Genomic DNA, 26,677 nt, shown 5'->3' with positions numbered 1-26,677 from the left:
GCCAGCACCTGCAGGCGCGCACCAGCGCCCTCAGCGCCGGCCAGGCCAAGGACCTACCCCGACCCGACGCTGAGCCCTGGCAGCAGGCCGACCAGCTGCCCGAAGTGCTGGCCGCCGCCTGCACCCAGCTGAACCTTGAGCTGCGCAGCGGCGGCTGGGCGGAGCTCACCGAACTGCAGCGCTTCGCCCTGGTGAAGCTCAGCCACCCCGGCCACGAGCACCGCAACCTGCCGCGGGCCCTGGCGGAGTTTGGGCTGCTGGTGTGAACCCGCCCCTGCGCTGCTGCCTGCTCAGCGGTGGCGAAAGCCGGCGCATGGGCCGCGACAAGGCGCTGCTGAGTCACCCCGAGGGCGGCAGCTGGCTGGAGCGCACGCTGCGACTGCTGGCCCAGCTGGACGCCCCGATCACCCTGCTGAGCCGCCATGGGGCGCACCTGGAGCTGGCGGAAGAGCTGGCCCTCGAGCTCGCCCCGGGCGCACCGATGACGGCCCTGGCCGAACCGCCGCCCTGGGAGGGGCCGCTGCTGGCCCTACACCGGCTGATGCAGCATCACCAAAACGAGCAGCTACTGCTCTGCCCAGTGGACATGCCGGATCTCAGCCTGGCCGCCCTACAAGCCCTGCTGGCGGGCGCAGCAACAGGGAGCCCGACCAGGCTCCAGCTGGCCCACGACGGTGAGCGGCTGCAACCGTTGCTGGGCCTCTATCCGAGCAGTGCCCCGATCCGGGTCCACCTGGCCTTGGCGGTGCAGCGGGGCGAACGGCGCCTGCAGAGCTGGCTGGCGACGCTGCCCTACCAGGCGGTGGCGCTTAATCCCCGTGCCATCCGCAATGTGAACCGGCCTGAGCTTGGTCAGTTGGCCTAAGCCAAGTCAGTTGGCCTAAGCCAAGTCAGCCGGCCGACTCCCCCACCGCCTCCACCACGCGCTCACAACGCTCCAGCTCCGCCTCGACCAGTGCCAGCAGCTCCTGCCGCGATGCCGGCAGCGGGAAGGGTCCCTGCTCGTAGCGGGCCTCCACCGCAAACACCTGCAGCTCCAGCAGCAGGGGATCAAGCTGCTGACCAGCCAGAGCAACCAAATCTTCGAGGTCATGGACCCGGGGCGGCTGGCGATCGGCCAGCACGATCCAGGCCTTGAGCAGTTTCTCCACCACCTGCTGGGCGGTGAAGCCCCAGTCCTCGTCGGGATAGGCAGGGTCAAGGGTCAGCCCCAGGCTGCGCAGATGGCGGCGCACAATCGCCAGGAGCAGCAAGGCGTCTTCAGCGGGCGACATACAGCACCCGGCCCTCACGAGCCACATCGCCGAACACATGCCAACGGGAGCCGCTCAGGCGCTCGGCATCAGCGCTGCCCGCCACCACTAGGTCGACAGCTACTCCCTGCCGACCCAGCGCTCGGTTGAAGCGCTTCCAGCAGGCCAGCTTCTCGGCCGGCGTGAGCTGGGGCTGGCCCACGATCACCGCCAGATCCAGATCTGAGTCAGGGCGCGCCTCACCCCTGGCCCGGGAACCAAACGCGATCACCGCCTGCACATCGGGTTCGGCGCACAGACGCACCAAGGCTTCCCCAGACCTCAGGGGATCCAACCCCGGACCCAGCTCAGGAGCAGGCTCCAGCGCCAGGGACTGACGCCAGGGGATGGTGGGCGGCGTGAAACGCTCGGCAGCGGAGGCGACCATGCTTGAACGCTACCGCCAACATCAGCCCGCGAAACCCAGGAGCTTCGCGGCGGCCAGCAGCACCAAGGCCAGACAGCGACGGATCCAAGCCACCGGCAAGTGGCGGCTACCCAGCCGCGAACCCACCGCACCGGCCAGCAGCACCATCCGCAACATCCAGCCCAGCTGGGACGGCAGGGACGGCAGCAGGGCCCCAGATGACTGGCGGGCCAGCAGCAGGCCGGCAAGGCCGCTGATCGAGTTGCCGAAGATGAACAGCGACGACACCGCTGCCGCCTGGCGGGTGGAGGCCCAGCTGCAACACAACAGCAGGGGCGTGAGAAACACGCCGCCGCCGGTACAGGTGAAGCCGACCAGCAGCCCCAGCCCGGCACCGCTAGTCACCAGCAGAATCAACGGCGGTTGCGTCAAGCGCTCGGGATCGCCGGGCTGGCGGAGAAAGCGCAGGGCCGAGGCCAGCAGCACCAGTGCGACCAACCGCTGAAACCAGAGCGTGGGCAGATCTAGCCACCCCCCCAGAAAGGCCATCGGCAGGCCGGCCAGCAACACCGGCCAGAACAGCCGCCAGCGCAGGTGGCCGGCTCGCCAGAACTGCCAGCTGCCCTGGGCCGCCACCGCGGTGTTCAGGATTAAGGCAAGCGGCTTGATCTGCTCCGCCGGCAGACCTGCCAGAGCCAGGACGGCGATATAGCCGGAGGCGCCAGCATGGCCCACGGCGGCATAGAGAAAGGCCACCAGGGCCAGGAGCGGCGGCAGCCAGAGGGTCACAGCCAGCTCCGCAGCTTCACCACACCCTCAAGCCACAATCAGCCCTCTGCCGCGCACCAGCACGGGCACCCGCTTGAAAGCCGGCGTGCCGCTCTCGGGATCGCTCACCGCCCGCATCAGCACGTTGGCCTCCGGATAGAACATCAGCGCCGCACCACGCCGCACCGAGCCGGGGATCAGCTCGATCCCGTCGAGCTGGCCCGCTTCGCCCTGCACGGTCACCCGCTCGTGGGCCCTCAGACCACAGCCAGCCAGATCCTCCGGGTTGACCAGGATCGTCTGGCGGTGCGGCATGCCCCGATAGCTGTCGCCCTGCTTGTAGACCACCGTGTTGTGCTGGCCGTAACTGCGGGCGGTGATCAGGTTCAGTACCAGTCCCTGCTCGCCGGGGGCCAGCCCGCCGAAATGATCCGCATCCGGCAATCCGAGCTCGGGCAGCGGCGTGACCGCCAGCTGGGCCCGGCCAGTGGCGGTAGCGAAACGGGGCCCCTGGAACACCCGGCCAGCCACCTCGAATTCCTTCTTGCTGGCGTCGATCTCGGCGATGGCGGCATAACCGGGCACGGTGCGGGCGATCAGCTCGCGCACATAGACGGGATCCTGCAGCCGCCGCCAGTCGATCGGCTCGGTGCCGTGCAGGCGGTGGGCCAGCTCGGCCAGGAACTCCACCTCGCTGATCAGCTGGCCGCTGCCCAGGTGGGTGCTGCCGGGCTCATTGAGCCGCACCCAGTTATTGCCCGATTCCACCGTGGTGCGGTGGGGGGTTTCGAAACGGTTGAACACCGGCAGCAGCAGGGTCTGGCGCGCCGCCAGGCCGTGGAAGTGGCCGGTGTTGGGCTTGGTGGCCAGGTAGATAATCGTGTCTATGCGGCCGAGGGCGGCCTGGGCCTGGCGGCTGTCGGGATTGGCGCCGTACAGGTTGCCGCCCAGACAGAGCAGGGAATCGACGGCGCCTGCAGCGGCCGCCTCGATCAGGGCGCGGGTGTCGTAGCCCCGGGTGGGGCTGAGGGGCCGGCCGAGCAGCTGCTCGATCGCCAGCCGCATCGGCTCGCGCAGATTCACCGTCACCCCCATCGAGCCGAAGCCCTGCACGTTGGAGTGGCCGCGGATAGGCATCGTGCCCGCCCCCGGCCGGGCCACGTTGCCCGTGAGCACGGCCGTATTGGCAATCGCCTGCACGTTGGCGGTGCCGTTGGCGTGGTGGGTGATGCCCATCGCCCAGGCGAACACCACCGCCTTGCACGCAGCCAGCCTGGCAGCGGTGTGGTCCAGCTCCTCGCGGCTGAGGCCGCAACAGCCCGTGATCGCCTCCCAGCTGGTGGTCTCGATCTGCTCGATCAGGGCCTGCCAACCATCGGCATGGGCCTTCACAAAGTCGAGGGCGATGGCGCCACGCTCCAGCAGGGCCTTCTGCAGCCCCAGAAACACGGCGGTGTCGGAGCCGGGAATCGGCTGCAGGAACAGGGAGGCGATCTCGCTGCCGCCGCCGAGCATCGAGCGGATCGGGAAGGCGGGCGAGCCGAACTTGAGCAGCCCCGCCTCAAGCACCGGATTGATCACGATCACCGTGCCGCCGCGCTCCCGCAGCCGGATCAACTCGTTCATCAGCCGCGGGTGGTTGGCCGGCGCATTGGACCCCACCAACACCACGCCATCGGCTTGCTGGAGGCTCTCGAGGCTCACCATCGAGGTGCCGCTGCCAAACACCCGGCCTAGGCCGATGCTGGAGGGGGCGTGGCAGAGGTCGGAGCAGTCGGCCAGATTGTTGGAGCCGAGAGCTCGCAGCAGCAGTTGCAGCAGGAAGGCGGCCTCATTGGAGGAGCGCCCGGAGCTGTAGGAAGCAACCCGCTCCGGCGACGGCCTAGCGAAGGCCGCAGCGCTGATGTCTTGCACTTCTTCCCAGCTGATCGGCTGGTAGTGGTCGCTACCGGCTCGCTGGATCAGGGGTCGATCGAGCCGGCCCAGCTGGTCGCATTCGGCGGAGCTCAGCTGCTGCAGCTCGGCCAGGCTGCGGCCGGCAAACACCTCCTCTGGCACCGCGGACTGCAGTTCCGCTCCGATCGCCTCCACACTCTTGAGGCAGCGCTGCAGCCGCTCACCCAGTTCATCGCGAAAGCCACCGTTCTGGCCGCCCGTGCCCCAGGCGCAACTCAGGCAGGCGCTTTTGTGGTTGAGGGTCTGCCAAAGCCGCAACCCCGTTGGTGAGAGGGTGGCGCGGGCCCAGCCGTCGATCAGGGGCCAGCCGCCCCCGCTGGCGGCGTCTTCTGGGTCCGGTGGCTCAGACGATGCCTTTGACTGGAAAGCGGCTGGCGAACCAGATTGCTCAGGCGCCATGGCTGCTATGCCGGTGTTTTTCAGAGCCTAGGGGTATGGCAAGGTCGCTCTTTATGAATCGCAGCCCAGCCAACGCAGCAAGCAGCGCCCGAAACCCCGAGTGGTAAGTGGGGCTGTAGCTATAGCGTTGCGGCCATGGCCAGCGCCACTAACCATCCCAAAACCGTAGCCAGCCGCGTCCCCCCAAACGACCGACTGGGCCGGCCACTTGGGGTGCTGCGGCTGTCGCTCACGGCCCGCTGCAACCTGGCCTGCCCCTACTGCCTGCCGGATGGCAAGGAGCCACCGGGACTGCTGACGCTGAAGCAGCGGCTGGGGGTGATCGGGGCGGCGGTGAACCTGGGAGCCCGCAGCCTGCGGCTTACCGGCGGAGAGCCGCTGCTGCACGGGGGCTTGGAGGAGCTGATCGCCGCTGTGCAGCCCCTGCGCGCCACACACCCGGAGCGTCCCGGCCTGGGGGAGATCGCTCTCACCAGCAATGGCCTTTTACTAACCGCTGAGCGAGCCCAGCAGCTACGCGCCGCCGGCCTCGACCGGATCACCCTCAGCCTCGATGGCACCACGGCTAGGTCGGTTGCCCGCATGGCTGGCCTGGCCGATACCGCCGCAGGTGAACGGGCCATGGCGACGGTGCTGGCTGCGATCGAGCACGCCCGCGCCGCCGGCTTTGATCCCGCCCGCGGCGCCCTCAAGCTCAACGCTGTGATCCAGCGCGGCGCCAACGACGATCAGGTGCTGCCCCTGGCGGCACTGGCACGGGAGCGGGGGCTGGAGCTGCGGCTGATTGAGTTCATGGACGTGGGCAGCCGCAACGGCTGGCAGTACGAGGCGGTGCTGAGCGCCGCCGAGATGCTGGAGCAAATCGGCAGCAGCTGGCCGCTTGAGCCGCTGGGCCGCACCGCCCACGGCACCGCAAGCCGCTGGCGCTACCGGGATGGGGGCGGCAGCCTGGCCGTGGTGGCGTCGGTGAGTGCACCTTTCTGCGGAGACTGCAACCGTCTGCGGGTTACCGCAGATGGCGTCGCGTACTCCTGCCTTTTTGCCGCCCCGGGCAGCGGCTTGGATCTCAAACCATGGCTGAAGGAGGAGTCAGACGCCGCAGAACTCGAGCTAGCCATGGCCGCCCTCTGGAATCAACGAAGCGACCGCTATAGCGAAGAGCGCAACACTGCAAAATCTGCCAACAGCACACACGCCGAGATGGCCTACCTAGGGGGCTGAATGGATAACCAAACAGCATCAGCCTCGCCAAGTGGGCATACCTCCAGCCATGAAAGTGCCCCGATGGCGCCATAGGGCCTCAGGAGTCACAGTGATGTGGTTGGCGGCTGCCAACTCAGCGGCCTCCTGGGTAGACCGGGTGGTCAGCAAAGCGGCAGTAAATGCAGGATCGCGCCGCGCCAGCTCTTTGAGATCGTGCAGAGCAGCCGTAGATTGCGCTTGGCAGGTAGTCATCTCACTTTCCTCAACTATCTGCACCCAGGCTAGGAAGCCTTATTCAGTTAAGAGGTGAGCAAAAACACCCGTCTTGTCTGACATGTAATGACAAGGCTCATACCTCCCGCAACCGCGGCAGCAGCTGCACCAAATTGCAAGGGCGGGTATCTGCATTGAGCTGGGCAGCAATCAGCCGGTCCCAGGCTGTCTGCACCGCATCGAGGGAACCCGGCAGCACAAAAATCACGGTGCCATTAGCCACCCCCGCCAGGCAGCGGCTCTGCAGGCTGCTGGTGCCAATCGTTTCAAAGGAGAGCACCCGAAATAACTCACCAAAACCATCGATCGTCTTATCGAGCAGGGGTGCCACCGCCTCCGGGGTGCCATCGCGGCCGGTGAGCCCGGTGCCGCCAGAGCTGATCACCACCTGCACAGCAGGATCAGCAATCCAGCTACTGATGGCGGCACGGATCTGGTAGCGGTCGTCCGGCACCAGCAGGCGCTCCACCAGCCGGTGACCGGCCGCCTCTAAGCGCTGCTGCAGGGCATCACCGCTGCAGTCCTCAGCCAATGTGCGCGTGTCCGACACCGTGAGCAGGGCGATGGCGAGGCTCACGGGCAGGGCTCAGGCGTTTGGGGCATTCTGGGCGGCGTAGCTAGGAGCTCCCTAGCGATCACTTAGCCCCAACCCTGCTGCTGCAAGCCATGGCCGTCTCCACCGATCCGGCATCGCAAGTGCAGGTACGCCTTTTCGCCGGCTTGCGAGAAGCGATGGGCTGGAGCGAGCAACTGGTCGAGCTAGCCCCAGCCGCTGGGGAAGCCAACCCTGCTGGCACAACACCTGAACAGCTCTGGCGGCAGCTAAACCTGCAGCCCGCCTATCCCCCCGCCGGCGTGCGGGTAGCAATCAATCAGCAGTTCGCCGCCTGGGACTCAAGCCTGTTCGCTGGCGATGAGCTGGCCTTCCTGCCGCCAATCAGTGGTGGCTAACGCGATGTTGGCAATCCAGCTGGAAACGGTGCCGTTCGAGCCGCTGTCGGTCCTGGCCGAGTGGCAGGCGCAGCTAGCCCTTTTGCCTGGCGGCATGCCGGCGGCCGAAAGCCAGTTCATCGGCAGGGTTCGGGGCTGCGATGCCACCGGAGAGCCCCTGGAAGCTTTGGAGCTGGAGCACTACCCCGGCATGACCGAGGCCTGCATCGCCTCCCTGTCAGCCGCCGCCGCGGGCCGGCACGGGGCGACTGCAGTGCTGGTGAGACATCGGATCGGTCTGGTGTTGCCGGGAGACGCAATCGTGCTGGTGGCGGTAGCGGCCGATCGCCGCGGCCCGGCCCAGCGCTGCTGCCAAGAGCTGCTTGAGGCCCTCAAGCACGAAGCCCCCTTCTGGAAACGGGAATGGAGCCAGGGGGTGGGTAGCTGGATCACGGGCAATACGCCCCTATGAAGCTCGGACCCAGGAAGAAGTCCGCGACTCAGCAGACCCCAGCTATCTGTGCCACATTCATGGGCATAAAAACTTGGAGAGCTGGCCGTGCACATGGTGGCGAATTTTTGGCCCGGAGCGACGCTGGAGCAATTCCAAGTGGAACTGGCCCAGCTGGAGGGCAAGGAGCAACCTCAAGCCCAGCTGCTGCGCACGGTGGCGGAGGTGGAAGGGGGCTTGATGATCGTCTCCCTTTGGGAAGGGCAGGCGCAATACGACAGCTGGGCTGAAGCCACCCTGTTGCCCCAGATCGATCTTCCAGGGGGCATGGAAGGTCGCCCGGAACAACGCAAGGGGCTGGTGGTGGATCACTACTCCGTGCTGCCTGCCAGCTGAGCAGTTGGGGCCGCGGCCGGCACGCGGCTCAGAAGATCGGCAACCGCAGCAGCTGGGCCCAGAGCTGCGTTCCCGCCTCAAGATTGCCCAGCTCCGCCGGGATCTCCAGCAGCAGATCGGCCCCCTGCAGCGAGCCGATGCGGGAGGAGGCCTGGGAGCCCTCCACCCGGGCCAGCAAGCCCCCATCTGCCGCCACCACCAGCTGGGCGCGGGCCAGCTCCGGCCGCCCCGCCCCGCGCCGCAGCTCCTGATCCAGCCGCACCCGCAGACGGGGGAGCACCTGGATCGCGCCACCCTCCAACCGCTGCAGCGCCGGCCAGAGCAACTGCAGAGCCGTGATCGCCGCCGCCACCGGATTACCCGGCAACCCAAAAAAGGGCACGCCTGCCACCTCTCCCCAGGCAAAGGGGCGCCCCGGCTTGAGGAACAGCTTCCAGAAGCTCACCTCCCCCAGCTCCCCCACCAATTGGCGGATCCAGTCGCTGTCGCCAGCGGAGACGCCGCCGGTGCTTACCACCACATCGCAGCCGGCCGCCAGCTCCCGCAGGGCCTGGCGCAGGGGCTCGGGCTGATCGGCTACCAACCGCTGCTGCGTCACCCCATAACCCAGCTGCTCCAGCAAAGCGGCAAGCAGGACCGAATTGCTCTCCCAGATCTGGCCAGGGCCCCGAAGCAATCCGGGACTGAGCAATTCATCACCACTGATCAACAAACCCAGCCGCGGCCGCTTGGTCACCGTGAGCTGCTGCACACCGCAGCTGGCCAGCCTGCCCAGCTCGGCAGCCCCCAGCCGGCAGCCCACCGCCACCAACTCCTGCCCGACGGCAGCCTCCTCCTCTGGCCCGCGGATCCAGGGGTTAGGACCGGCCGGGCGCACCAGCTCCAGGCTGGGACCTTGGGGCAGCTCCAGCGGTTGCACCAGCTCTTGGGGCAGCACCCGAGCGCTGCCCGCGGGCACCACGGCGCCGGTGAGGATGCGCACCGCCTCACCCGCTGCCACGGCCGAGCCATAGGGGGCACCGGCGGCCGAAGTGCCCCGCAGGCGCCAGCGGGCACCCACCAGCGGCTGCTCGGATCCGGCAATGGCGTAGCCATCCATGATCGAAGCCCGGAAACCCGGCACGGCTGCCGCCGCCAGCACCCGTTCAGCGGTGATGCGGCCCAGACAGGCCGCCAGCGGCAACGCCTCGCAGCGCCCCAGGGGCTGCAGCGACTCCAGGATCTGGGCCCGGGCCTGGTCGAGGGGCAGGCCCTCCGGGCCGAAGGGCTCACTCATGCCGTTGCCAATCCCCGCTGCGGCCGCCACTTTTGGCCAGCAGCCGCACCGGACCGATGGTCATGGCGGGATCGGCGCTCTTGAGCATGTCGTAGAGGGTGAGCAGGCCCACCTGCACGGCCGTGAGCGCCTCCATCTCCACTCCGGTGGGACCGGTGGTGCGGGCGATGGCGCGCAGCCGCAGGCCACTGCCATCGGTGGCCGGCTCCAGCTCCACGCTCACGCCGCTGAGGGCAATCGGGTGGCAGAGCGGAATCAGTTCCCAGGTGCGTTTGGCCGCCTGGATCGCTGCCACCCGCGCCACCGCCAGCACATCGCCCTTGGGGGCCCGGCCCTCCAGCACCAAGGCCAGTACTTCGGGGGCCATCTGGATGAACCCCTCAGCCGTGGCCTGGCGGGCGGTGGCGGGCCGATCGCCAACCTCCACCATGTGCACCTCGCCGGCGGCATTGAGGTGGCTCAACTGGGGTGCAGACATCTCCTAGTCCTCAAACCGAGCGCCAGGCCCAAGCATGGATTGCCCGACGCCAAACGTCCCCACCTTCTCCCATAACGTGAGGGTCGCTTCCCCCTCGCGATGACCGCTCGCCGCACCATCCCGGTCCTGCTGCTTCTGGCCGCCGGCCTCGCCCCCCTGGCGCCACCCAACGCCCAGGCCGGCCCACTGCTGCGCCGCGCCCAGGAACGCAAGGCCTGCCAGGAATTCGCCGGCAAACTCCAGGCCGCATCCGGCAATCCCCAGCAGGCCCAACTGGTGTATCAGCAGGGAGTGCTGAAGCTGGTTGAAACCTTCGGCGAAAACCCCTGTGGCGACATCCCTGCACCCACCGCAGCTGCTCCAGCTGCCCCGGCACCTGCACCAGTCACCTCAACAGTCACCGCACCAGTCACCGCGAAGCCCGCCAATCCCCAGCAGGCTCAGGCGTGCCAGGAGTTTGCGAGCAAGCTGCAGGGCGCCCAGGGCAACCCGGCCCAGGCCCAGCAGATCTATGCGATGGGCAGCCAGAAACTGAGCGGCATGTTCGGCCCCAACCCCTGTCCACAGATCAAGGCTCCCTGAGCGCCTAGGGCTGCAGCTGCTCTCTCAGCATCCTGGCGATGGCGGCGCAGGCCTCCTGGCCTGCGGCGATGGCACCACTGAACAGGATGAAGTCGTGGAACATGCCTTCGTAGCGCTGCAGGGTCACCTGACCTCCGGCCGCATCGAGCCGTTCGCTGAACACCTCACTGTCATCACGGGCTGGATCGTGGCTGGCGGCGATCACTAGAGAGGGCGGCAGATCGCGTAGGTCGCCCACCAAGGGCGAGCCGCGCCAGTGGCCGGGATCGGGCTGGTAATGGGAGACATACCAGCGCATGTCGGCCGCCGAGAGGAAGGGGGCTTCGGCCAGGTCGCGATAGGAGGGCAGCCCCAGGGAAGGATCCAGGGTGGCGCAGGCCAGCACCAGCGCTCGCGGCTTGCAGAGGCCTGCCGAGCGGGCGGCCATCGCGGCCACCAGGGCCAGGTTGCCGCCGGCGGAATCCCCCATCACCCCCAGGCGGTTGATATCCAGGCCCAGATCACTCCCATGGCTTACCAGCCAGTGCAGGGCACACTCCACATCGTCGGCGGCCGCGGGCCAGGGGTGTTCCGGCGCCAGGCGATAGTCCACGCTCACAAAAGCACAGCCCGACTGCTCGCACAGGGTGCGGCAGAGGCTGTCATGTGTTTCGATGCTGCCGATCACCCAGCCGCCGCCATGGGCGAATAGCACCACCGGTAGCAGCCCGGAGCCGCAGCCGGGTGGCAAGTAGAGGCGGGCCCGCAGCTTGCCGCCCAGGTATAGGTTCTCGGTGGTGAGGCGATCCGATCGCGCCTGCGCCCTTGGGTTGGGCTGGCCGGGGTCACCCAACCGGTCGATCAGGGCTCGATCCTGCAGAGTGCGGCGCTGCTGGCTGAGGCGGGTGCTCCAGGTGACCACGCCTGGCTGCCGTTCCTGACGCAGCACTGAGCCCGCCAGGTAGAGGCGATCGAGCAGATGGTCCAGTTCCGCCTCGCTGCGTCCCATGGCCTCGGCCAGTTGCGGGATGGTGGCGCCTTTGAACCGGATCAGCTGGCGCAACAGGGAGGATTCACCTTGCTGTCGTTCCAGGTCGTAGAGGCGCATGCCCAGGCGCCGGGCAGCCTGGGGAGAGAGCTCGGAGACCGGCCTGACGCCAGCGCGCTCCAGGCGTTGCAACAGGGCAGTGCAGTCGGGATGGAGTGGCAGCGCCGTCCCCTGGCCAGGCTCCATCTCAGATCTCCGCGAGGATCCGCCGCGCCATCGCCCCCAGCTGTTGCGACCAGGCATGCTCGGGGTCGCAAACGACAAATGGGGAGGCGGAAGCGTTCATCGCCATCGCTTCGCTGAGGGGCAGCACCGCACCCACCTCGGCCTGGTAGGCAGACGCGACCCGCTCCCGCACGGCTTCGACGGGCATCAGCTCCGGCACCTTGTTGATCGCCAGCAGCAGGCTCGGCACCTCGAGTCGGCGGGCGATGTCCACGGTGACGGCGGTGCCCTGGAAATCCTGCTGATCAGGGCGCAGCACCAGCAGCAGCACATCCGAGAGGGTGAGCGAGACCAGCGTCTCCTCGTTGAGTCCGGGGTGGGTGTCCACGATCAGCACATCGAGGGCGAGCTCATCGATCAGGGTTTGAAAGCCGGTGTTCAGCAGCCCCACGTCGTAACCCTCCCGCAACACCCGCGTGATGTCGGTGGCCTTGATACTGGCAGGAATCAGTAGCAGCTTGCCGCCGCTCGCCACCGTGCCGACCCGGTCGGTGATGTCGTGCACCACCTCGCTGATCCCGCACTCCCCGTGCAGGTAGTCGTTGATGCAGCGACCGAGCGTTTCGGGTTCAAAGCCGAACAGCACATGGATGCCTGGCGACTGGATATCGGTGTCCACTACGCCGACCCGTCGTCCCTGTTGGGCCATCACCGCCCCCAGGCTGGCGGTGATGTTGCTCTTGCCAGTGCCCCCGCGGAACGAGTGCACCGAAACGATCAGGCTCATGGAGTCAGGAGGGGGGAGGAGAAGCCTGGCGGCTGGCTCGGCGCTGCTTGCGCAGATCCGCGGCGGCGGCCTTGAGGTCGTTGAAGAAATCACTCTCAACTATCGACGCCACATCGCTTTCGCGCCGCCCATGGTCGATTTCGATGTGGAGGGCGGCCACTTGGGCCTTGAGAGTGGCTTCCCGTTTCTGGGCCTGGCGCGCGGCCTCCTGGATGCGACGGGCCAGGAAGCCCAGGTCATCGCGGCGGCGGATCACCTTGGCCAGCAGCGAGTCTTCCACTGGTTGGTTGGTTTCCAGTTGCGTCGCCGCCTCCGTGAGGGTGCGCAAGGGGCCCGAGATGGTTCGACTAGCGGCGATGGCCGCCAGGGTGGCCAGCAAACTCAGCAAGGAGGCCAGCAGCACCACCCGATGCTGCACCGCCGCCGTGGTCAGGCTGAACAGGGATCGGGATTGCAGCACCACTGCGGTCCAGCCATCGGTTTCGAGGGGTTGCCAGGCGGCCACCACGGGATGGCCATCGAGTTCACCCAAGCCAAAGCCTGGTTGGGCGGCTCCCCTCAGGGGCAGCAAGTTGGCTGAGATCGGGTGGTAGCTCAGCTGGCGGCGGAAGCGCTGGCCCCGATCGATCGGGGCGTTCAGGCTGACGCTCCGTTGGGTCCCGCGGGCCCTGTCACCGCCTGGGCCGAGGATGCCCAACCTCAGGGAAGGATCCTTGGCGGAGGAGATCAGGCCATCGGCTTCCACCACCATGGCGCTGTTGCCCTCAGCAACCTGCAGAGACGAGTAATTGGCCAAGGTATGGGTGGCCACCACCGCCACCCCCACCACCTCCTGGCCGTCGCGCACCGGGCTGGTGATCGAGATCGTTGGCGAGGGGTTGGTGGTGGAGATCGGCAGATAGGTGCCGCTCACGTAGGATGACTACCGCAGTCCCCGCTGGAAATAGGTGCGGAAGCTGTAGTTGTGGCCGATCAATTTGCGGTCGGAGGCGGCGATGCAGTTGCCCTCGCGATCGAGCAGGTAGGTGAACACCACATGGGGGTGGGAACGCTGCAGGCGATCGAGCAGATCCAGCACCCGCTGCTTGCGTTCGGCCCGCTGCTCTGGCGGTGATGCCGACAGGCTGATCACACCGGGATCCTTGGATACAAAGCGGATCAGCTCCACATAAGCCTGAATTTCATGGTTCAGGCCGCGGGCCACCGAGCTGGCCAGACCCGCCAGCTGCCTCTGGCCACTCACCTCGGCCTCCCGCTCTGCCATCGAGGCGCCTACAAAACCCACCAACAGGGCGGGCAGCAGCGAGAACAGCACCATCAGGCCGCCAAGCTTGATCCCCACGGGCCAGGTGGCCGGATCCCGCAACCGGGGACGGTTGGCCTGCTGGAGATTTGATTGGGGCCCGGGCACCGCTGGCTCTGATGCCTGGACGAGCTTGGGGGCTTGGGGGGCGAGATCCAGCAGTTGGGTGAGGTTCGCCAGTTGATCTGGTGTGCAGGGCACCGTCTGCCTGATCTGGCGCAGCAGCTCGCGGCGCAGCTCCCCATCGCTGGGGATCAAGGGCAGCCACTGGTCGGGTTGATCTAGCAGGCGATCAAGATCCAGAGCGGTGGGTTTGGCTGTACGGGCTCTGAGGCCCCGCAGTTGGGCATCAAGGGCATCACCAGGCCCGTTGCTGGTGGCGTCCTGGCCATGAAAGATATCCAACAGCTGCTGCTGCAGCAGGCGAGCGCGGCGCTGACGGGCAAGCCCACCCGAAACTATCTCGGCACGGCTGATCAGCCCATCCTCCATTCGGACGCGTTCCAGACGCCTCGGAGAGCCTAGGGAAAGCGGCTAGGAGCCTGTCGCGCAGATCCGCCCGCACCTCTGCACAGATGCCCCTTAATCTGCGCAGATCGCTGTGACTGCAGTGGATCTAGGCGCGCACACGGTGGCGGAGGTGGAAGGGGACTAATGATCGTGTCCCTCTGGGAGGGACAACATGAATACGACAGCTGGGCTGAAGCCACCCCTTGCCCCAGATCGATCTTCCAGGGGGCATGGAAGGTCGCCCGGAACAACGCAATGGACCGGTTGTGGATCACTTCAGAGCTGCTCCAATTCGATCCCATAACGTGTGGCTTGACGCACCCGCCAGCCACCCTGCCGTTGTCATTACCCCGCCCCTCCACCTTCTTCTGCGCCTTCCTGACCCTGCTCAACGACCGGCTGGGGGAAAGCATCGTCTTTCCGCTGCTGCCCTTTTTGCTGGCGGGCTTCACCAGCGATGGCCGGGTGCTGGGGCTACTGGCGGGTAGTTACGCGGTGGCTCAGTTCGCCTTCACGCCCCTGATCGGTGCCCTCAGCGACCACTACGGCCGCAAACCGGTGATCAGCGTCTGCGTGGCGGGCTCGGTGCTGGGCCTGGCCCTGTTTGCTCTCACCATCAGCTTGCCCTGGGCCAACCTTTGGCCCGCCGCCCAGGCCGCCGGGTTGCCCCTGGCCCTGCTGTTCGGGGCTCGGTTGATCGATGGGGTGAGCGGCGGCACCGCCGCCACAGCCAGCGCCGTGCTGGCCGACATCTCGCCGCCGGAAAAACGAGCTAAGGCCTTCGGCTTGATCGGGGTGGCCTTTGGCCTGGGCTTCATTCTTGGCCCCGCCCTGGGCGGGCTGCTTGGCCAGATCAACGTCACCCTGCCGCTGCTGGTTGCCGTAGCCATCGCCGTGCTCAACCTGGTGCTGGTGCTCACCGTGCTGCCAGAAACCCACCCGCCAGAAGCACGCCGGGCCATGCCGCGCAGACGGGATCTCAACCCATTTGCCGCCCTGCAACGGGTGTTCACCAACCCCCAGGTGCGGCGGCTTTGCGTGGCATTTTTTCTGTTTTTCCTGGCCTTCAACGGCTTCACCGCCGTGCTGGTGCTCTATTTCAAGCAGGCCTTCAACTGGGGCCCCGGCCTGGCGGCCTCAGCTTTCCTGGTGGTGGGCGTGGTAGCCACGGTGGTGCAGGGCGGCCTGATCGGACCGCTGGTGAAACGCTTCGGCGAATGGCGCCTCACCCTGGCCGGCCTGGGCTTTGTGATCGCCGGCTGCCTGCTGATTCCCCTGGCCACGCGGGCCAACGCCCAACCGGTGGTGTTCAGCGCTGTGGCGATCCTGGCCCTGGGCACCGGCCTGGTCACCCCCTGTCTGCGCAGCCTGGTCTCCCGCCGCCTCGACAGCGAAGGTCAGGGCGCCGCCCTGGGCAGCCTGCAGGGGCTACAAAGCCTGGGCAGTTTTCTAGGGCCCCCGCTGGCGGGCCTGGCCTACGAGACCACCGGGCGCCAGAGCCCCTTCTGGCTTGGCATCGCCTTGCTTGTGGGCGTGGCCCTGCTGGTGGCCGGTGGCCTACCTGGCCGAAATTCAGCGATGACAGCAGGACTACACGGATCGGACAGTTGAGATTGCTACGTTGCCGCTAATCACAGTCAGGATGCTGCATGGCGGAATCAACGGCTGAAACCCAGCTAGCTCCCGAGCTGTATTTAAACCGTGAACTTAGCTGGCTGGAATTCAACTACCGGGTGCTGGCACAAGCCCTAGACGAGCACACACCGCTACTTGAGCAGGCGAAGTTCAGCGCCATCTTCAGCAACAACCTCGATGAGTTCTTCATGGTGAGGGTGGCCTCCCTGAAGTCCCAGATCGATGCCGGGGTGAGCAGTCTTAGCGATGACGGACTCACCGCCCAGCAACAGCTTCAGGCGATCCGCACCAAGCTGCGCCCCCTGCTGGAAATGCAGCAGCAGCACTACCGCCACTCCCTTAAGAGCCATCTCTGCGACTACGGCGTTCACCTCACCGACTACGCCAACCTCAACGCAGCCCAACGGGATTGGCTCAACGCCTACTTCCAGAGCGCCATTTTCCCGGTTCTCACCCCCCTGGCGGTGGATCCCTCCCACCCCTTTCCCTTCATCAGCAACCTGAGCCTCAACGTGGCCGCCCTGGTGCGCGACCCCGATACGGGTCAACAGGAATTCGCCCGGGTGAAAGTGCCGCAGAAAAACCTGCCCCGCTTCGTCCAGATCCCCCCCCATCTGAGCGGCAAGCAACCCGAAGCCGTTTATACGGCCGTGCCTCTGGAGCAGGTGGTGGCCTTCAACCTCGGCCTGCTGTTCCCAGGCATGCACGTGGAGGGTCACTACTTCTTCCGCGTCACCCGTGACGCCGACCTGGAATTGCGCGACCTAGAGGCCGACGATCTGATGGAGGCCCTTGAAGAGGGCCTACGCAAACGCCGCCGCGGCGGTGAGGTGGTGCGGCTGGAGGTGGCCGATGAGATGCCGGAAGCGGTGGTGCAGCTGCTGATGGAAGGCACCGCCGTCGAGGCGGAAGACGTTTACCGGGTCAACGGACCCCTGGGTCTCGACGATCTGATGAGCCTGCTGGCCATTCCCTTGCCCCAGTTAAAGGAGAAGCCCCACAAGGGCCGCACCACACCAGCCCTGGCCCGCACCCAGAAGAGCCAGCTGGAAGACGGCTCGATCAAGGCGGAGGAATTTGAAAGCATCTTCTCGGTGATCCGCCGGGGAGATGTGCTGCTGCATCACCCCTACGACCTGTTTTCCACATCGGTAGAGGAATTCCTCAACCAGGCCGCCGATGACCCCTCGGTATTGGCCATCAAGATGACCCTCTACCGCACCTCTAAGAATTCAGCTGTGGTTGCGGCACTGATCCGGGCCGCTGAAAACGGCAAGCAGGTGATGGCCCTTGTTGAATTAAAAGCCCGTTTCGATGAAGACAACAACATCCAGTGGGCCAAGCAGTTGGAGGCATCTGGGGTGCACGTCGTCTACGGCGTGCTGGGCCTGAAGACCCACACGAAAATCCTGCTGGTAGTTCGCAAGGAGAAGGAGCGCCTCAACAGCTACGTACATATAGGTACGGGCAACTACAACTCCAAAACATCCAGCCTCTACACCGATATCGGCCTACTCACAGCCAGGCCGGAATTCGGTGCCGACTTAGTGGAGTTGTTCAACTACCTAACCGGTTTCTCAAAACAGCAAAGCTTCCGCCGCTTACTGGTGGCTCCAGTGACGCTGCGCAGCCGCATGGAAGGCTTGATCCGCCGCGAAATCGAGCATGCCCAGGCCGGCAGGGGCGGCCATATCCGGGCAAAGATGAATTCCCTAGTGGATCCGTCGATCATCGCCCTGCTGTACGAGGCCTCCCAGGCCGGCGTCATGATCGACTTGGTGGTACGTGGCATGTGCAGCCTGCGGCCCCAACTGGAGGGCATCAGCGACAACATCCAGGTTGTGAGTGTGATCGGTCGCTTCCTTGAACACTCGCGGCTGTTTTGGTTTGGCAATGGCGGTGAGCCCGAACTTTTCTTCGGCAGCGCCGACTGGATGTCACGCAACCTGGACAGACGAGTTGAAGCGGTAGCTCCAATCGAAGATCCAAAACTGCGCCATCAGCTTGAGCAGGTCATCGATCTCTACCTGAATGACACCGGTGCCTGGCACATGGACAACCAAGGAAAGTTCAGTCAACGACAGCTCGAAGGCGAACAACATCTGGTTCAACGGGAGATGATGCGTCGCTGGCGCGGCGGTTTGGTGGCTTAATCAGTAGCAATCCATGCAGGAATTCTTCCAAATCAAGGAGTTACAACCAACGCTACAGTGCTACATTCCAGCCAAATCCAATACGGAGGCTGGGGTGTGGGGACGCCTTTGCAATCCGCTTCAGACGTTGTTGACAGCAACGTCTCGAAGCAGGCGCCATCAAAGATGGCGCCCAATGCTACTGCTAGCAAATCTGCGTCTGGAAAGGCACGCGCCACAGGCCCGAAAGCCGGGGGACGGCTTAGTGCCGACTCAATCGGCTGGTATCTAGGCACCATTGGCCGCGTGCCGCTGCTCACGGCCGCCGAAGAAATTGAGCTGGCACATCACGTGCAGGCCGGCAAACGCCTGCTGGAGCTGCCTGCAGGGGAGCACACCCCCAAGCACAAGCGTCAGCTGCGCATGGCCCAGCGGGCCCGCGATCGCATGATGGCCGCCAACCTGCGCCTGGTGGTAAGCGTCGCCAAGAAGTATCAAAACCAGGGGCTGGAGCTGCTGGATCTAGTGCAAGAAGGGGCGATCGGCCTAGAGCGAGCTGTTGACAAATTCGACCCAGCAATGGGCTACAAATTTTCGACCTACGCCTACTGGTGGATCCGTCAGGGGATGACCCGGGCTATCGACAACAGCGCCCGCACAATTCGTCTGCCGATTCACATCAGCGAAAAGCTGTCGAAGATGCGGCGGATCAGCCGGGAGCTTTCCCATCGCCTCGGCCGCCAGCCCAATCGCCTCGAGCTTGCCCATGCCATGGACATGGCCCCGCGGGACCTCGAAGAGCTGATGGCCCAAAGCGCTCCCTGCGCCTCCCTCGATGCCCATGCCCGCGGCGAAGAAGATCGCAGCACCCTGGGCGAACTAATCGCCGATCCGGCCAGCAACGAGCACCTAGACTCGATGGACCGGCACATCCAAAAGGAGCACCTGGGCACCTGGCTCTCCCAGCTAAATGACCGGGAACAGCAGATCCTCAAGCTGCGCTTCGGCCTGGAAGGGGCCGAACCTCTCACCCTCGCTGAAATTGGCCGGCTGATCAATGTTTCGCGGGAGCGGGTGCGGCAGCTGGAGGCAAAAGCAATCATGAAGCTGCGCCTGATGAGCAACTACCAGCAGGCCGCCTGAGCCCATGGCCGCTGGATGGTCGCAGCAGCTGCTGGGAGTGGCGGCCGTTGCTGGCTGGCTGGCCCTGTTGGCACTAGCGGCGCTGCAGGTGCGGCGGCGCTGGAATGGTCAACGGGAATGGAGTCGCAAGTTGGTGCACATCGGCACCGGCGCCGTAGTGCCGATCGCCTGGGCCACCGGCATTGATCGCCTGATCGCCATCCCCGCCGCCGGCCTGATCACGCTGCTGGCGGCAATGAACCATCGCTTCCGCCTGCTGCCAGCCATCGAAGATGTGGGCCGGGCCAGCTACGGCACCATCGCCTATGGGGCCTCAATCACCCTGCTGCTGCTGCAGTTTTGGCCCCAGCAACCCGCTGCCGTAGCCGCTGGCGTGCTGGTGATGGCCGTGGGTGATGGCCTAGCCGGACTGCTGGGTCCCCTGGTGAGCTCCCCTTGCTGGCTGGTGTGGGGCCAGCGCAAATCCGTCGTTGGCACCGGCGCCATGGCCGCTGGCAGCCTGGCCATGCTGCTGCTGGTGCGCCAGCTGGCGATCGCAGCTGGCCAGCCCCACCCGGAGCTGCCCGCCCTGCTGGCCATCAGCGCTACTGCAGTGGTGCTGGAGCAGCTGGCGGTGGGGGGCCTCGACAACTTCACGGTGCCGCTGGCAGCCGGCTGGCTCTGGCAACGGCTTAGCTAGCGCACCGACTCAGCCAGAGTTTCGAGCACCTCCGAGGTGGTGGCCAGATCGATGCAGGCATCGGTGATGCTCTGGCCGTAGGTGAGCTGGCTTAGGTCTGACGGAATCTTCTGGCTACCAGCCACCAGATGGCTCTCCAGCATCACGCCCATCACGTGGCCAGAGCCGGCGCGCAGCTGGGCGGCCACCTGGGCTGCCACCTCGCCCTGGCGGCGATAGTCCTTGTTGGAGTTGCCATGGCTGCAATCCACCATCACCCGAGGCGGCAGGCCGGCTTTGGCCAGCTCAGCAGCGGCTTCCTCCACCGCCTGCGGGTGGTAGTTGGTGCCGCGGTTACCACCCCGCAAGACCAGATGGCCATCGGGGTTGCCCGTGGTGGTCACAATGGCGGCGTGACCGTCGTGGTTGATGCCCAGGAAATGGTGGGTCTTCGCCGCCGCTTCCATGGCATTAATAGCGGTAATGGCACTGCCGTCGGTGCCATTTTTGAAGCCGATCGGCATCGACAAACCCGAAGCCATCTCCCGGTGGGTCTGGCTTTCGGTGGTGCGGGCGCCGATGGCCGTCCAGCTGATCAGATCGGCGATGTATTGGGGCACTACCGGATCGAGCAGCTCGGTAGCCGCCGGCAGGCCCATCTCGGCTAAATGCAGCAAAAGGGCGCGAGCCACCCGCAGTCCCGTATTGATGTCGTAGCTGCCATCGAGGTGGGGGTCATTGATCAGGCCCTTCCAGCCCACGGTGGTGCGGGGCTTCTCGAAATAAACCCGCATCACGATCTCGAGCGCGTCCTTATAGCGCTCCTGGGCCTGGGCGATTGCCGCGGCGTATTCGTGGGCCGCGGCCACATCGTGCACCGAGCAGGGCCCCACGATCACCAGCAAACGGGGATCAGTGCCATGCAGGATCGCCTTAATACGTTCCCTGGCCTGCTGGACCGTTGCCGTTGAACGATCGCTGATCGGCAGCTCGCGGTGCAACAGCGCCGGAGGCACCAGCGGCCGGGTTTCCACCACATGCAAATCGGAGGTGGTGGTGGTCATGGGCCTGAGGCCGTCAGAACGGCGCCGCGGAGTCGCCTTCCACCCTAGTCAGCAGCGATTGCGACCACCAAGGGGCCGGCTGCCAAGAACAATGGGGTGTAGATCAACGCGACCGGGCATGTCTGCAGCCACCTTCCTCCCCAGCTACCGCGCCGCTGCGGCCGAGCGCGAAGGCCTGGGGGTACCGGCCCTGCCCCTGAGCGCCACACAAGCCAGTGCACTCACGGAGCTGCTGAGCGCACCGCCCGCCGGCGAGGAAGACTTCCTGCTGCACCTGCTTAGTGAGCGCATCCCGCCGGGAGTGGACGAGGCGGCCTACGTGAAGGCCGACTGGCTCGCGGCTGTGGCCCAGGGCACGGCTACTAGCCCCCTGGTGAACCCAGTGGCGGCAGTGAAGCTGCTGGCCACAATGATCGGCGGCTACAACGTCAGCGCCTTAATCGAGCTGCTCAGCAACTCCGATCCAGCCATCGCCAGCGCCGCCGCCGAAGGGCTGAGCACCACGCTGCTCGTCTACGACGCCTACAACGAGGTGCTGGAGCTGGCCTCCAGCAACGCCTACGGCCAGCAGGTGATCGACAGCTGGACCGCCGCCGAGTGGTTCACCGCCAAAGCCGAGCTGCCCGCCGAGATCACCGTGACCGTGTTCAAGGTGGAGGGTGAAACCAACACCGACGATCTCTCCCCCGCCACCCACGCCACCACCCGTCCCGACATCCCCCTGCACGCCATGGCGATGCTGGAAACCCGCATGCCTGGCGGCCTGGAGCTGATCACCCAGCTCAAAACCAAAGGTCACCCGGTGGCCTACGTAGGTGATGTGGTGGGCACCGGCAGCTCGCGCAAATCCGCGATCAACTCCGTTCTCTGGCACACCGGCAGCGACATCCCCCACGTGCCCAACAAGCGCGGCGGCGGGGTAATCCTGGGCGGCAAGATCGCACCAATCTTCTTCAACACCGCCGAGGATTCCGGCGCCCTGCCGATCGAGTGCGACGTGTCCGCGCTCAACTCCGGCGATGTGATCACGATCCGCCCCTACGCCGGCACGATCGAGCGGGCCAGCGGCGAAGCGAATGCCGGCGAGATCGTGGCTCGCTTCGAGCTAAAGCCCAGCACGATCACCGATGAGGTGCGCGCCGGCGGCCGCATCCCCCTGTTGATTGGCCGCTCGCTCACCGATAAGTTGCGCGCCCAGCTGGGGCTGGCCGCCAGCGAGCTGTTCATCCGCCCGGTGGCCCCGGCAGACACCGGCAAGGGCTACACCCTGGCCCAGAAGATGGTGGGCAAGGCCTGCGGCCTGGCGGGCGTGCGCCCCGGCAGCAGCTGCGAGCCGCTGATGACCACCGTGGGCTCCCAGGACACCACCGGGCCCATGACCCGCGACGAGATGAAGGAGCTGGCCTGCCTGGGATTTTCCGCCGATCTGGTGATGCAGAGCTTCTGCCACACCGCCGCCTATCCCAAGCCGGTGGATCTGAAAACCCACGCCGAACTGCCCGATTTCATGGCGTCGCGCGGCGGCGTGGCCCTGCGCCCCGGCGATGGGATCATCCACAGCTGGCTCAACCGCATGCTCCTGCCAGACACGGTGGGCACCGGCGGCGACAGCCACACCCGTTTCCCGCTCGGCATCTCCTTCCCGGCCGGCTCGGGCCTGGTGGCCTTCGCTGCCGCCATCGGCGCCATGCCGCTCGACATGCCCGAATCGGTGCTGGTGAAATTTTCAGGCTCCCTGCAGCCAGGCGTGACCCTCCGAGATGTAGTGAATGCGATTCCCTATGTAGCGATCCAGCAGGGCCTGCTCACGGTGGCTAAAGAAGGCAAAAAAAACGTATTCAACGGCCGAATCATGGAGATTGAAGGGCTGCCCGATCTCAAGCTTGAGCAGGCCTTTGAACTCACGGACGCCACTGCCGAACGCTCTTGTGCCGGCAGCACAATCAAGCTCAGCGCCGAAACGGTGAGCGAATACCTAAGCAGCAACGTGGCACTTCTGAAAAACATGATCGCCCGCGGCTACGGCGATGCCCGCACCCTGGCCCGCCGCATCAAGGCGATGGAGGCCTGGCTGGCCAACCCGGAGCTGCTGGAGGCCGATGCCGATGCGGATTACGCCGCCGTAATCGAGATCGATCTCAACCAAATCACGGAGCCGATCCTGGCCTGCCCCAACGACCCAGACAACGTCAAAACCCTGAGCGAGGTGGCCGGCGCACCGATCGATGAGGTGTTTATCGGCAGCTGCATGACCAACATCGGCCACTACCGCGCCGCGGCCAACGTGCTCGAAGGCCAGGGGCAGAACTCCGCCCGCCTCTGGGTGTGCCCCCCAACCCGCATGGACGAGGAGACGCTGAAGCAGGAGGGCTACTACGCCACCTTCGAAGCGGCCGGCTCCCGCATGGAGATGCCGGGCTGCTCGTTGTGCATGGGCAACCAAGCCCGCGTCGACGACAACACCACGGTGTTTTCCACCAGCACCCGCAACTTCAACAACCGCCTCGGCAACGGAGCCCAGGTGTACCTGGGCAGCGCCGAACTAGCGGCAGTGTGCGCCCAGCTGGGCCGCATTCCCTCCAGAAACGAATACCTGAAAGTCGCCGCCGAAAAGATCGATCCCTACGGCGCTGAGCTCTACCGCTACCTCAACTTCGACCAGATCGAAGGCTTTGAAGACAGCGGCCGAGTGCTTAGCGCCGAGGACGAGGCGAAGGTGCTGGCGGGGGCGTGAGGGAATAGGGCTGCGTCCACTGCACAACCTGGCGCAGTTTGGTATCAATCCTTACAATAAACCGAAGGAATCAGCTGGCCCAACTGACGTCCCTAGGGTCCAGAGGCTTGCTGAATGGCATCTCCATGCGTCGCATTTCTCTGCTCGCCGGCGGCATCGCCCTAGCCCTCGCGGGTGGCCTAAGCCTCACTGGCTGTAACCAGGTCACCCAGAGCGCCAAGGACGCCGCCACCTCCGCTGCCACGGGTGCCGCCCAGACGGCCCTAGGGCCGGCCGTGACCCCGGTGCTCGACCTGCTCAAGCAGGGCAAAAGCAAGGTGGCCTCCGGCGATCTAGCCGGTGCCGCAGCCTCCATGGGCGGCTTCCAGGCCATCTGGGAGAAGGCCGCACCAGTGGTCAAGCCCCTGGCCGGGGATAAGTGGACCTCCATCGAAAGCGCTGCCCAAGGCTTAAGCGGCACCTTCAGCAAGGGCACTCCATCAGCTGCCGATGCCAACACCGCAATCAGTGGCCTGCTTGGCCCCCTTTCCGCCCTAGCCGGTAAGTAAGTATTGCCTGCCGTGGTGAGACGCTGGATGCCTACAGCCGTCGTCTCATCTGAACCAGGAAATCCTGCTGTTCGAACCCGCCCCAGCTGAGGCCGGTGCCCTGCGTGCGGTGCTGGCCTTTCCCAGCACCTACACGGTGGGCATCACCAGCCTGGGGTACCAGGTGGTGTGGGCCACCCTGGCCCAACGGGCCGATGTGGATGTACGCCGCCTATTCACCGACCAGGGCGATCCAGCGCACCGCCACTGCGACCTGTTTGGCCTGTCGCTGAGCTGGGAGCTGGATGGGCCGGTGCTGCTGGATCTGCTGGAGCAGCAGCGCATCCCGATCTGGGCGGCCGAGCGCGGCGAAGACGATCCGATCGTTTTCGGCGGTGGGCCGGTGCTCACCGCCAACCCCGAGCCGCTGGCACCATTTTTTGATGTGGTGTTGCTGGGCGATGGCGAACTGTTGCTGCCAGCCTTCATCGATGCCCTGCAGGCAGGCCGCGGTGCACCCCGGCCCGAGCGGCTACGCCAGCTAGCCCACGTGCCGGGCGTGTATGTACCCAGCCTCTATGCCCCCCGATACAGCCCCGAGGGCGATCTGCTCGCGGTGGAGCCAACAGAAGCGGGTATCCCGGCCACGGTGGCCAAGCAGACCTGGCGCGGCAACACCTTGAGCCACTCGGCTGTGATCACCCCGGAGGCGGCCTGGCCCTCGATCCACATGGTGGAGGTGGCGCGCAGCTGTCCGGAGCTGTGCCGCTTCTGTCTGGCCAGCTACCTCACCCTGCCGTTTCGCACCCCCAGCCTGGAAGACGGCCTGATCCCAGCGGTAGAGAAGGGTTTGGTCGCCACCCAACGCCTGGGATTGCTGGGGGCCTCAGTAACCCAGCACCCCCAATTCGCCGACCTGCTGGCCTGGCTCGACCAGGACCGCTTTGAAGGCACGCGGGTGAGCGTCAGCTCGGTGCGGGCCGCCACCGTGACCGCCGAGCTGGGCCGAATTCTGGCCAAACGGGGCAGCAAATCGCTCACGATCGCCATCGAGAGCGGCAGCGAGCGCATGCGCCAGGTGGTGAACAAGAAACTCGCCACCGAAGAGATTTACGCAGCCGCCCGCTACGCCAAGGAGGGCGGGCTCACGGGCCTGAAGCTCTACGGAATGGTGGGCCTGCCTACGGAAGAAGAAACCGATGTGGAAGCCACCGCCGAGCTGCTGCTAGCTCTGAAAAAAGCCACTCCCGGCCTGAGGCTCACCCTGGGAGTGAGCAGCTTCGTGCCCAAGGCCCACACCCCGTTCCAGTGGCAAGGGGTGCGGCCCGAAGCCGAGAAGCGACTCAAGCTGCTGGCCAAGCGGCTCAAGCCCAAGGGCATCGAGCTGCGCCCCGAAAGCTATGGCTGGAGCGTGATCCAGGCCCTGCTGTCGCGCAGCGACCGGCGCCTAGCACCGGTGATCGCCGCCGCCCGCGGCAAACACGAGAGCCTGGGGGGCTGGAAGCAGGCATATCGGGCGGTGCGGGAGCAAACCTCAGGCCCCGAGAGCCCACCAGCCTGGGAGGAAGTAATCCACGCCACCTGGAACAGCGAGCGGGTGCTGCCCTGGGCGCACCTGGAGGGACCGCTGCCTGCGGCAACTCTCGCCAAACACAGGCTTGATGCGCTCAGCGAAGCTGCCTGAACCTCAAGCAAAAACCGCCGTCCGCCCCCGGTAAACCATCACCTGGCGCTTGAGGTGCAGGCGCACGGCCCGGGCTAGGGCCAGGCGTTCGCAGTCGCGGCCGAGGCGGATCAGGTCTGGGACCTCATCGCGGTGGCCCACGGGCACGGTGGATTGGGCAATGATCGGCCCCCCATCCAGCTGCTCGGTCACGTAGTGACCGGTGGCACCGATCAGCTTCACGCCCCGCTCCCAGGCCCGGTGATAGGGCTGAGCGCCCTGGAAAGCAGGCAGGAAAGAGTGGTGGATGTTGATCACTCGATGGAAAGCATCCGGTGGATCAAAGCTCTCCAAAAATGCCGGCGTCAGCACCTGCATGTACTTGGCCAGGATCACTAGCTCGATGCCGTGCTCGGCAAGCAGCTCCAAGTGCCGTGCTTCAGCCTCCTCCCGGTTGGCGGCTGAGATGGGCACATGGGCAAAGCGGGCCCCAAATTCCTCGGCAAGGGCGCCAAGGTCGGGATGGTTGGAGATCACCAGCGGCACCTGCATGGGCAACTCCCCCGTGCGCGTGCGCCACAGCAAATCCAGCAGGCAGTGGTCCTGCTTGCTCACGAAGATCGCCACCGGCGGGCGCACATCTGAGAAGTTCACCGTGTATTGGCCACCCAGGCGCTCCGCCAGGGCGCTGGCCGTGGGACAGATCGCCTCGCGCGGCAGCCCGAAACCCTCAAGCTGCCACTCGATCCGGCTCAAAAACAAGCCGGCGCCTTGATCGCTGTGGTGGTCGGCGTGCACGATGTTGCCGCCGTTAGCCGCCACCCAGCCAGACAATTCCCGCACCAGTCCGGGTTTATCCGGGCAGATCATCTGCAGGATGGCAGTGGCGGTAGTCATGGCCATGGTCAACGTCAGTTCAGACGTAGCACCTCGGCGGCATTTAGGGCCAGGTTGCGAG

General features: G+C 65.9%; 28 protein-coding genes. 14 read left to right on the top strand and 14 right to left on the bottom strand.

Features of this window, described 5'->3' with window-relative positions:
* Both KBY72_RS01975 and KBY72_RS01970 read left to right on the top strand, forming a co-directional pair.
* A partial coding sequence (locus tag KBY72_RS01975; RefSeq protein ID WP_254992982.1) for a nitrate reductase associated protein occupies positions 1 to 266 on the top strand: 266 nt, incomplete at its 5' end.
* Positions 263 to 865 carry a molybdenum cofactor guanylyltransferase gene (locus KBY72_RS01970; RefSeq protein ID WP_254931614.1) on the top strand — a complete coding sequence of 201 codons (603 nt, stop codon included), beginning with the start codon at positions 263 to 265 and terminating at the stop codon, positions 863 to 865. The genes KBY72_RS01975 and KBY72_RS01970, both read left to right, overlap by 4 nt.
* Positions 866 to 890: 25 nt before the next feature.
* On the opposite strand, the gene KBY72_RS01965 is transcribed toward KBY72_RS01970, so the two are convergent.
* The 4 genes from KBY72_RS01965 to KBY72_RS01950 are packed head-to-tail and all read right to left on the bottom strand — an operon-like array spanning position 891 to position 4,782.
* Positions 891 to 1,274 (bottom strand): HEPN domain-containing protein, encoded by a 384-nt coding sequence (locus KBY72_RS01965; RefSeq protein WP_254931613.1) that lies wholly within the window; start codon positions 1,272 to 1,274, stop codon positions 891 to 893.
* The gene (locus KBY72_RS01960) at positions 1,261 to 1,680 is read right to left on the bottom strand and encodes a nucleotidyltransferase family protein (protein WP_254931612.1); all 420 of its coding nucleotides are present in this window, start codon (positions 1,678 to 1,680) and stop codon (positions 1,261 to 1,263) included. The genes KBY72_RS01965 and KBY72_RS01960 overlap by 14 nt, the downstream gene beginning before the upstream one ends.
* Positions 1,681 to 1,701: 21 nt before the next feature.
* Positions 1,702 to 2,448: a sulfite exporter TauE/SafE family protein gene (locus KBY72_RS01955; RefSeq protein WP_254992979.1), complete on the bottom strand. Its 747-nt coding sequence runs from the start codon at positions 2,446 to 2,448 to the stop codon at positions 1,702 to 1,704.
* 27 nt (positions 2,449 to 2,475) lie between these two features.
* The gene (locus tag KBY72_RS01950; protein WP_254992978.1) at positions 2,476 to 4,782 is read right to left on the bottom strand and encodes an FdhF/YdeP family oxidoreductase; all 2,307 of its coding nucleotides are present in this window, start codon (positions 4,780 to 4,782) and stop codon (positions 2,476 to 2,478) included.
* Positions 4,783 to 4,917: 135 nt separating this feature from the next.
* Between KBY72_RS01950 and KBY72_RS01945 the strand changes: the two genes are divergently transcribed.
* Positions 4,918 to 6,003 carry a GTP 3',8-cyclase MoaA gene (locus KBY72_RS01945; protein WP_254961780.1) on the top strand — a complete coding sequence of 362 codons (1,086 nt, stop codon included), beginning with the start codon at positions 4,918 to 4,920 and terminating at the stop codon, positions 6,001 to 6,003.
* 18 nt (positions 6,004 to 6,021) lie between these two features.
* On the opposite strand, the gene KBY72_RS01940 is transcribed toward KBY72_RS01945, so the two are convergent.
* Both KBY72_RS01940 and moaB read right to left on the bottom strand, forming a co-directional pair.
* Complete coding sequence (locus KBY72_RS01940) at positions 6,022 to 6,237, bottom strand: hypothetical protein (protein WP_254992977.1); 216 nt, start codon at positions 6,235 to 6,237, stop codon at positions 6,022 to 6,024.
* A 97-nt stretch (positions 6,238 to 6,334) separates the two neighbouring features.
* A complete protein-coding gene (gene moaB, locus KBY72_RS01935; protein WP_254931211.1) occupies positions 6,335 to 6,835 on the bottom strand; it encodes a molybdenum cofactor biosynthesis protein B in 501 nt (166 codons plus the stop codon).
* 89 nt (positions 6,836 to 6,924) lie between these two features.
* Here moaB and KBY72_RS01930 point away from each other — a divergent pair, with 89 nt between their 5' ends.
* The 3 genes from KBY72_RS01930 (at position 6,925) to KBY72_RS01920 (ending at position 8,035) form a co-directional block, all read left to right on the top strand.
* Positions 6,925 to 7,209, top strand: coding sequence for a MoaD/ThiS family protein (locus KBY72_RS01930; protein WP_254931210.1), 285 nt, complete (start codon positions 6,925 to 6,927; stop codon positions 7,207 to 7,209).
* Positions 7,172 to 7,660, top strand: a complete 489-nt coding sequence (locus tag KBY72_RS01925) for a molybdopterin synthase catalytic subunit (RefSeq protein ID WP_254931209.1) — start codon at positions 7,172 to 7,174, stop codon at positions 7,658 to 7,660. The genes KBY72_RS01930 and KBY72_RS01925 overlap by 38 nt, the downstream gene beginning before the upstream one ends.
* A 93-nt stretch (positions 7,661 to 7,753) precedes the next feature.
* Positions 7,754 to 8,035: a hypothetical protein gene (locus tag KBY72_RS01920; protein WP_254931208.1), complete on the top strand. Its 282-nt coding sequence runs from the start codon at positions 7,754 to 7,756 to the stop codon at positions 8,033 to 8,035.
* A 28-nt stretch (positions 8,036 to 8,063) separates the two neighbouring features.
* On the opposite strand, the gene KBY72_RS01915 is transcribed toward KBY72_RS01920, so the two are convergent.
* Both KBY72_RS01915 and moaC read right to left on the bottom strand, forming a co-directional pair.
* The gene (locus KBY72_RS01915; protein WP_254931215.1) at positions 8,064 to 9,311 is read right to left on the bottom strand and encodes a molybdopterin molybdotransferase MoeA; all 1,248 of its coding nucleotides are present in this window, start codon (positions 9,309 to 9,311) and stop codon (positions 8,064 to 8,066) included.
* The gene (gene moaC, locus KBY72_RS01910) at positions 9,304 to 9,789 is read right to left on the bottom strand and encodes a cyclic pyranopterin monophosphate synthase MoaC (RefSeq protein WP_254931207.1); all 486 of its coding nucleotides are present in this window, start codon (positions 9,787 to 9,789) and stop codon (positions 9,304 to 9,306) included. Before moaC ends, KBY72_RS01915 begins: the two co-directional genes overlap by 8 nt.
* A 99-nt stretch (positions 9,790 to 9,888) precedes the next feature.
* On the opposite strand from moaC, the gene KBY72_RS01905 reads away from it, so the two are divergent.
* The gene (locus KBY72_RS01905) at positions 9,889 to 10,371 is read left to right on the top strand and encodes a hypothetical protein (RefSeq protein ID WP_254931206.1); all 483 of its coding nucleotides are present in this window, start codon (positions 9,889 to 9,891) and stop codon (positions 10,369 to 10,371) included.
* A 4-nt stretch (positions 10,372 to 10,375) separates the two neighbouring features.
* Here the strand turns inward: KBY72_RS01905 and KBY72_RS01900 are convergent, their stop codons facing one another.
* From KBY72_RS01900 to KBY72_RS01885, 4 genes are read right to left on the bottom strand one after another with little or no spacing between them, the layout of a single operon-like run.
* On the bottom strand, positions 10,376 to 11,584 hold the full coding sequence (locus KBY72_RS01900; protein WP_254992976.1) for an alpha/beta hydrolase: 1,209 nt from the start codon (positions 11,582 to 11,584) through the stop codon (positions 10,376 to 10,378).
* A 1-nt stretch (position 11,585) separates the two neighbouring features.
* Positions 11,586 to 12,350 (bottom strand): MinD/ParA family protein, encoded by a 765-nt coding sequence (locus tag KBY72_RS01895; protein WP_254931204.1) that lies wholly within the window; start codon positions 12,348 to 12,350, stop codon positions 11,586 to 11,588.
* A 4-nt stretch (positions 12,351 to 12,354) separates the two neighbouring features.
* The gene (locus KBY72_RS01890; protein WP_254961783.1) at positions 12,355 to 13,263 is read right to left on the bottom strand and encodes a cache domain-containing protein; all 909 of its coding nucleotides are present in this window, start codon (positions 13,261 to 13,263) and stop codon (positions 12,355 to 12,357) included.
* Between the two features lie 9 nt (positions 13,264 to 13,272).
* Positions 13,273 to 14,145: a cache domain-containing protein gene (locus KBY72_RS01885; protein WP_254961784.1), complete on the bottom strand. Its 873-nt coding sequence runs from the start codon at positions 14,143 to 14,145 to the stop codon at positions 13,273 to 13,275.
* Positions 14,146 to 14,502: 357 nt separating this feature from the next.
* Between KBY72_RS01885 and KBY72_RS01880 the strand changes: the two genes are divergently transcribed.
* The 4 genes from KBY72_RS01880 to KBY72_RS01865 all read left to right on the top strand — a co-directional run bounded on the left by KBY72_RS01880 (position 14,503) and on the right by KBY72_RS01865 (position 19,752).
* On the top strand, positions 14,503 to 15,774 hold the full coding sequence (locus tag KBY72_RS01880) for an MFS transporter (RefSeq protein WP_254992974.1): 1,272 nt from the start codon (positions 14,503 to 14,505) through the stop codon (positions 15,772 to 15,774).
* Positions 15,775 to 15,812: 38 nt separating this feature from the next.
* Positions 15,813 to 17,951, top strand: a complete 2,139-nt coding sequence (gene ppk1 / locus KBY72_RS01875; protein ID WP_254961785.1) for a polyphosphate kinase 1 — start codon at positions 15,813 to 15,815, stop codon at positions 17,949 to 17,951.
* A gap of 96 nt (positions 17,952 to 18,047) precedes the next feature.
* The gene (locus KBY72_RS01870; protein WP_396121866.1) at positions 18,048 to 19,073 is read left to right on the top strand and encodes a sigma-70 family RNA polymerase sigma factor; all 1,026 of its coding nucleotides are present in this window, start codon (positions 18,048 to 18,050) and stop codon (positions 19,071 to 19,073) included.
* Between the two features lie 4 nt (positions 19,074 to 19,077).
* A complete protein-coding gene (locus tag KBY72_RS01865) occupies positions 19,078 to 19,752 on the top strand; it encodes a diacylglycerol/polyprenol kinase family protein (protein WP_254961787.1) in 675 nt (224 codons plus the stop codon).
* On the opposite strand, the gene KBY72_RS01860 is transcribed toward KBY72_RS01865, so the two are convergent.
* The gene (locus KBY72_RS01860; RefSeq protein WP_254961788.1) at positions 19,749 to 20,795 is read right to left on the bottom strand and encodes a 3-deoxy-7-phosphoheptulonate synthase; all 1,047 of its coding nucleotides are present in this window, start codon (positions 20,793 to 20,795) and stop codon (positions 19,749 to 19,751) included. The two genes, KBY72_RS01865 and KBY72_RS01860, sit on opposite strands and share 4 nt — an antisense overlap.
* Positions 20,796 to 20,913: 118 nt before the next feature.
* Between KBY72_RS01860 and acnB the strand changes: the two genes are divergently transcribed.
* From acnB to KBY72_RS01845, 3 genes are all read left to right on the top strand, one after another.
* A complete protein-coding gene (gene acnB, locus KBY72_RS01855; RefSeq protein ID WP_254992973.1) occupies positions 20,914 to 23,529 on the top strand; it encodes a bifunctional aconitate hydratase 2/2-methylisocitrate dehydratase in 2,616 nt (871 codons plus the stop codon).
* A 125-nt stretch (positions 23,530 to 23,654) separates the two neighbouring features.
* A complete protein-coding gene (locus KBY72_RS01850) occupies positions 23,655 to 24,077 on the top strand; it encodes a hypothetical protein (RefSeq protein ID WP_254961886.1) in 423 nt (140 codons plus the stop codon).
* 109 nt (positions 24,078 to 24,186) lie between these two features.
* The gene (locus tag KBY72_RS01845; RefSeq protein ID WP_254961885.1) at positions 24,187 to 25,740 is read left to right on the top strand and encodes a B12-binding domain-containing radical SAM protein; all 1,554 of its coding nucleotides are present in this window, start codon (positions 24,187 to 24,189) and stop codon (positions 25,738 to 25,740) included.
* 3 nt (positions 25,741 to 25,743) lie between these two features.
* On the opposite strand, the gene purU is transcribed toward KBY72_RS01845, so the two are convergent.
* Positions 25,744 to 26,616 carry a formyltetrahydrofolate deformylase gene (gene purU, locus KBY72_RS01840; protein ID WP_254961891.1) on the bottom strand — a complete coding sequence of 291 codons (873 nt, stop codon included), beginning with the start codon at positions 26,614 to 26,616 and terminating at the stop codon, positions 25,744 to 25,746.
* Positions 26,617 to 26,677: the final 61 nt, after the last annotated feature.

It is taken from the genome of Cyanobium sp. BA5m-21, assembly GCF_024346235.1.
GTDB lineage: Bacteria > Cyanobacteriota > Cyanobacteriia > PCC-6307 > Cyanobiaceae > Cyanobium_A > Cyanobium_A usitatum.
The sequence above is the reverse complement of the archived record's forward strand: the minus strand, read 5'-3'. Positions and strand labels throughout refer to the sequence as shown.

Excerpts from the sequence above, each read along its gene's own strand:
- KBY72_RS01925 (WP_254931209.1), top strand. The coding sequence starts at position 7,172 with ATGAGCTGGCCTTCCTGCCGCCAATCAGTGGTGGCTAACGCGATGTTG.
- KBY72_RS01915 (WP_254931215.1), bottom strand. The coding sequence starts at position 9,311 with ATGAGTGAGCCCTTCGGCCCGGAGGGCCTGCCCCTCGACCAGGCCCGG.
- KBY72_RS01850 (WP_254961886.1), top strand. The coding sequence starts at position 23,655 with ATGCGTCGCATTTCTCTGCTCGCCGGCGGCATCGCCCTAGCCCTCGCG.
- ppk1 (WP_254961785.1), top strand. The coding sequence starts at position 15,813 with ATGGCGGAATCAACGGCTGAAACCCAGCTAGCTCCCGAGCTGTATTTA.
- purU (WP_254961891.1), bottom strand. The coding sequence starts at position 26,616 with ATGACTACCGCCACTGCCATCCTGCAGATGATCTGCCCGGATAAACCC.
- KBY72_RS01900 (WP_254992976.1), bottom strand. The coding sequence starts at position 11,584 with ATGGAGCCTGGCCAGGGGACGGCGCTGCCACTCCATCCCGACTGCACT.
- KBY72_RS01905 (WP_254931206.1), top strand. The coding sequence starts at position 9,889 with ATGACCGCTCGCCGCACCATCCCGGTCCTGCTGCTTCTGGCCGCCGGC.
- KBY72_RS01945 (WP_254961780.1), top strand. The coding sequence starts at position 4,918 with ATGGCCAGCGCCACTAACCATCCCAAAACCGTAGCCAGCCGCGTCCCC.
- KBY72_RS01865 (WP_254961787.1), top strand. The coding sequence starts at position 19,078 with ATGGCCGCTGGATGGTCGCAGCAGCTGCTGGGAGTGGCGGCCGTTGCT.
- KBY72_RS01965 (WP_254931613.1), bottom strand. The coding sequence starts at position 1,274 with ATGTCGCCCGCTGAAGACGCCTTGCTGCTCCTGGCGATTGTGCGCCGC.
- acnB (WP_254992973.1), top strand. The coding sequence starts at position 20,914 with ATGTCTGCAGCCACCTTCCTCCCCAGCTACCGCGCCGCTGCGGCCGAG.
- KBY72_RS01920 (WP_254931208.1), top strand. The coding sequence starts at position 7,754 with ATGGTGGCGAATTTTTGGCCCGGAGCGACGCTGGAGCAATTCCAAGTG.
- KBY72_RS01960 (WP_254931612.1), bottom strand. The coding sequence starts at position 1,680 with ATGGTCGCCTCCGCTGCCGAGCGTTTCACGCCGCCCACCATCCCCTGG.
- KBY72_RS01930 (WP_254931210.1), top strand. The coding sequence starts at position 6,925 with ATGGCCGTCTCCACCGATCCGGCATCGCAAGTGCAGGTACGCCTTTTC.
- KBY72_RS01950 (WP_254992978.1), bottom strand. The coding sequence starts at position 4,782 with ATGGCGCCTGAGCAATCTGGTTCGCCAGCCGCTTTCCAGTCAAAGGCA.
- moaC (WP_254931207.1), bottom strand. The coding sequence starts at position 9,789 with ATGTCTGCACCCCAGTTGAGCCACCTCAATGCCGCCGGCGAGGTGCAC.
- KBY72_RS01940 (WP_254992977.1), bottom strand. The coding sequence starts at position 6,237 with ATGACTACCTGCCAAGCGCAATCTACGGCTGCTCTGCACGATCTCAAA.
- KBY72_RS01860 (WP_254961788.1), bottom strand. The coding sequence starts at position 20,795 with ATGACCACCACCACCTCCGATTTGCATGTGGTGGAAACCCGGCCGCTG.
- KBY72_RS01885 (WP_254961784.1), bottom strand. The coding sequence starts at position 14,145 with ATGGAGGATGGGCTGATCAGCCGTGCCGAGATAGTTTCGGGTGGGCTT.
- KBY72_RS01895 (WP_254931204.1), bottom strand. The coding sequence starts at position 12,350 with ATGAGCCTGATCGTTTCGGTGCACTCGTTCCGCGGGGGCACTGGCAAG.